Consider the following 4,020-nt stretch of genomic DNA (forward strand, 5'->3'; position numbering starts at 1 on the left):
TCTATTATTTTTATTTTTTATACCGGCAATTCTTTTTTCTTCAATAATTCCAATAACATATAAATATAAAGAAAAAAGAGAAATGCAAATTGATAATAGTAGAGTAATGGAAGATTACATTTATATTATTACATTTATTGAATTTTGGATTTCATTTATTTTTAGTCAAGATAGATTATATTTATTTTTCGTAGGATTTGGTATTGTTATCTATTTTATTTATAAAACCACGACAGAAGATATCTTTAAGAATAAATATGTGAATGACCCAAGACTTTATAAAATAACTACAATTTTTACTCAAGTTATTATTATAATATATCAACTAATATTTTTTATTAGCTTAAAGGATGGACATACAATTAAACCCTTCACAAAAAGTGATTTTTTAATTATATTGCCATGTTTATCAATAGTTATATTGTGGAATACTTATTTTATATCTAAGAGGGCAATTTGTAAAATTTTTGTAGAAAAAGATAATTACAGAAAAATCTTTATTACTTTTCAAATTTTATTTCTATTAATTTTTATTTTCTTTATTATTTATAATTTTATAAATATTAATAGATTTGATTTTTATTTAGACAGAATTTAGGGAAAAAAATTAGAAGAACTTAAAAATTTAAAATAATTTAAAAAAATATGAGAATTTGGCGAATTTCTCATATTTTTTATTGACTTAATTGTTTTGTAATGGTAAAATTGATGAGTATTTGAGACGAAAAGACTACCTAATACTGGGTAGTCTTTGAAATGTCTAATGCTATTATTAAAACAGGAGGTGCAATTAATGCCTACAATTAACCAATTAGTAAGAAATGGTAGAAAGAAAATTCACAGTAAATCTAAATCACCAGCTCTTGATGTAAACTATGACACACTTAAAAAAGTTGAAACTGAAGTTAATTCTCCACAAAAAAGAGGAGTATGTGTTGCAGTAAGAACAGTAACACCTAAAAAACCGAATTCAGCTCTTAGAAAGGTTGCTAGAGTTCGTTTAACAAATGGATACGAAGTTATGGCTTACATTCCAGGAATCGGACACAATTTACAAGAACACAGTGTTGTTTTAATCCGTGGTGGAAGAGTTAAGGATTTACCAGGTGTTAGATACCATATCGTTAGAGGTACTCTTGATACAGCTGGAGTTACAGACAGAAAGCAAGCTAGATCTAAATATGGTACTAAGAAACCTAAAAATTGATTGAATTTTTTATGAGAATTTATAGATTTTTGGCTTACGGGCTCAACCTGAGTACCAATGAATCGACTGAAAAATAGTTAAGGAGGGAAGTTATGCCAAGAAAAGGACATATCCAAAAACGTGAAGTTATGGCTGATCCAGTGTATAGTGATGTAGTTATCACTAAACTTATAAATAATGTTATGCTTGACGGCAAAAAAGGTACTGCTCAAAGAATTGTTTATGCAGCACTTGAAAATATAGCAGAACAAACTGGAGAAGACGCACTTGAAGTATTTTATAAGGCACTAAATAATGTAATGCCTGTACTTGAAGTAAAGGGAAGAAGAATAGGCGGTGCTACTTACCAAGTTCCAATGGAAGTTAGACCGGAAAGACGTCAAACTCTAGGACTTAGATGGTTAGTTAAATATGCAAGAGCCAGAGGCGAAAAGACAATGGACGAAAGACTTGCAAAAGAAATACTTGATGCATCTAATGGACTAGGCGGAAGCGTTAAGAGAAAAGATGAAATGCATAGAACAGCAGAAGCTAACAAGGCCTTTGCTCACTATAGATGGTAATAAGGGGAGGAATTTATGGCTCGCGATATACCATTAGAAAAATATAGAAATATTGGTATTATGGCCCATATTGATGCTGGAAAGACTACTACTACTGAACGTATTCTTTTCTACGCCGGAAAGATTCACAAAATAGGTGAAACTCACGAAGGTGCAGCACAAATGGACTGGATGGAACAAGAACAAGAAAGAGGTATTACAATTACTTCTGCGGCTACTACTGCTCACTGGAAGGGTTACAGACTTAACATCATCGATACTCCTGGACACGTTGACTTCACAGTTGAAGTTGAAAGATCTCTAAGAGTTCTTGATGGTGCAGTTGCACTTTTTGACGCAAAAAGCGGTGTAGAACCTCAATCTGAAACTGTTTGGAGACAAGCAGATAAATATCATGTTCCAAGAATTGCTCATATTAACAAGATGGACGTTACAGGAGCTGATTTCTTTAGATCAGTTCAAACTATTGACAAGAAACTACATGGTAACCCAATTCCAATTCAAATTCCAATAGGAGCTGAAGATACATTTATTGGAATGATTGACCTTGTTGAAATGAAAGCAGAAATTTACAAGGACGAGCTAGGTAAAGAAATCGAAATTACTGATGTTCCAGAAGAATACCTAGACCTTGCAAATGAATACAGAGAAAAATTAATTGAAAAAGCTTCAGAATTTGATGAAGACTTAATGATGGCTTATCTTGAAGGCGAAGAAATCGACAAAGAACTTCTTAAAAAAGCTATAAGAAAGGGAACACTTGCTGTTGAGATTACTCCGGTATCTTGTGGATCTTCTTATAAGAACAAGGGAGTTCAACTTCTTCTTGACGCAATCATAGACTATCTTCCATCTCCAATTGATGTTCCTGCAATCATAGGTACTGATATGGATGGAAATGAAGTTGACAGACATTCATCAGATGAAGAACCTTTCTCAGCACTTGCATTTAAAATCGTTACTGACCCATATGTTGGTAAACTTGCATACTTTAGAGTTTACTCTGGAGTATTACAAGCTGGTTCATATGTAATGAATTCAACTAAGGGCAAGAGAGAAAGAATCGGAAGAATTCTTCAAATGCACGCAAACAAGAGACAAGAAATTGAAGAAGTCCACGCAGGAGAAATTGCTGCAGCCGTAGGTCTTAAAGATACTACTACTGGTGATACTCTTTGTGATGAAAAGAGTTTAGTAATTCTTGAAAATATGGAATTCCCAGAACCAGTTATCTCTGTTGCAATTGAACCAAAGACTAAAGCTTCTCAAGATAAGATGGCTCTTGCATTAGCAAAACTTGCTGAAGAAGACCCAACTTTTAAAACATACACTGATGAAGAAACTGGTCAAACAATTATCGCAGGAATGGGTGAACTTCACCTTGATATAATTGTTGATAGACTTTTAAGAGAATTTAAAGTTGAGGCTAATATTGGTAACCCTCAAGTTTCTTATAGAGAAGGTATTAAGAAGGCTGCTGAAGGCGAAGCTAAATACGCTCGTCAATCAGGTGGTCGTGGACAATATGGTCATGCTAAAATCAGAATTGAACCTAATAAACCAGGTGAAGGTTTTGTATTTGAAAATGCCGTAGTTGGTGGTGCAATTCCTAAGGAATTTATTGGACCTACTCAACAAGGTATTGAAGAAGCACTTAAATCTGGTATTGTTGGTGGATACGAGGTACTTGATGTTAAGGTAACTCTTTATGATGGATCTTACCACGAAGTTGACTCTTCTGAAATGGCATTTAAGATTGCTGGATCTATGGCAGTTAGAGATGCACTTGCAAAAGCAGACCCAGTGCTTCTTGAACCTATGATGAAAGTTGAAGTTACAACTCCTGAAGAATACATGGGAGATGTAATCGGAGATATTAACTCAAGACGTGGTAGAATGGAAGGTATGGAACTTGTAGCTGGAGCTCAAATCGTTACAGCATATGTACCACTAGCAGAAATGTTTGGATACGCAACTAGCCTTCGTTCAAATACACAAGGAAGGGCAAACCACTCAATGCAATTTGATCACTACGAAGAAGTACCAGCATCAATTGCCGAAGAAGTAGTTGGAGATAAAAAGAAAAACTAAAATTTAGGAGGATTAATAATGGCTAAAGCAAAATTTGAAAGAAATAAACCACACGTAAACATTGGAACAATTGGTCACGTTGACCACGGTAAAACAACACTTACAGCAGCAATCACACTTGTAATGAACAAGAGATATGGCAGCGGAGAATTCGTAGAT

General features: G+C 34.0%; 5 protein-coding genes. All 5 read left to right on the forward strand.

The window, feature by feature from the left end; translation table 11 throughout:
- Nucleotides 1-598, forward strand: a 598-nt coding sequence (locus MR285_RS01130) for a hypothetical protein (protein ID WP_293557284.1), incomplete at its 5' end; no start/stop codon positions are given.
- A gap of 195 nt (nucleotides 599-793) precedes the next feature.
- On the forward strand, nucleotides 794-1,207 hold the full coding sequence (gene rpsL, locus MR285_RS01135; RefSeq protein ID WP_019107539.1) for a 30S ribosomal protein S12: 414 nt from the start codon (nucleotides 794-796) through the stop codon (nucleotides 1,205-1,207).
- Between the two features lie 92 nt (nucleotides 1,208-1,299).
- A complete protein-coding gene (rpsG, locus tag MR285_RS01140) occupies nucleotides 1,300-1,770 on the forward strand; it encodes a 30S ribosomal protein S7 (protein WP_293557285.1) in 471 nt (156 codons plus the stop codon).
- A gap of 15 nt (nucleotides 1,771-1,785) precedes the next feature.
- On the forward strand, nucleotides 1,786-3,861 hold the full coding sequence (gene fusA, locus MR285_RS01145) for an elongation factor G (protein ID WP_293557286.1): 2,076 nt from the start codon (nucleotides 1,786-1,788) through the stop codon (nucleotides 3,859-3,861).
- A gap of 18 nt (nucleotides 3,862-3,879) precedes the next feature.
- The coding region (locus MR285_RS01150) for a GTP-binding protein (RefSeq protein WP_293557235.1) at nucleotides 3,880-4,020 on the forward strand (141 nt) is incomplete at its 3' end.

The sequence above is a fragment of the Peptoniphilus sp. genome (assembly GCF_022767005.1).
In the GTDB taxonomy this organism is placed as follows: Bacteria; Bacillota; Clostridia; order Tissierellales; family Peptoniphilaceae; genus Peptoniphilus_A.

Coding starts and splice junctions, on each gene's coding strand:
- rpsL (WP_019107539.1), top strand. CDS start 794: ATGCCTACAATTAACCAATTAGTAAGAAATGGTAGAAAGAAAATTCAC.
- rpsG (WP_293557285.1), top strand. CDS start 1,300: ATGCCAAGAAAAGGACATATCCAAAAACGTGAAGTTATGGCTGATCCA.
- fusA (WP_293557286.1), top strand. CDS start 1,786: ATGGCTCGCGATATACCATTAGAAAAATATAGAAATATTGGTATTATG.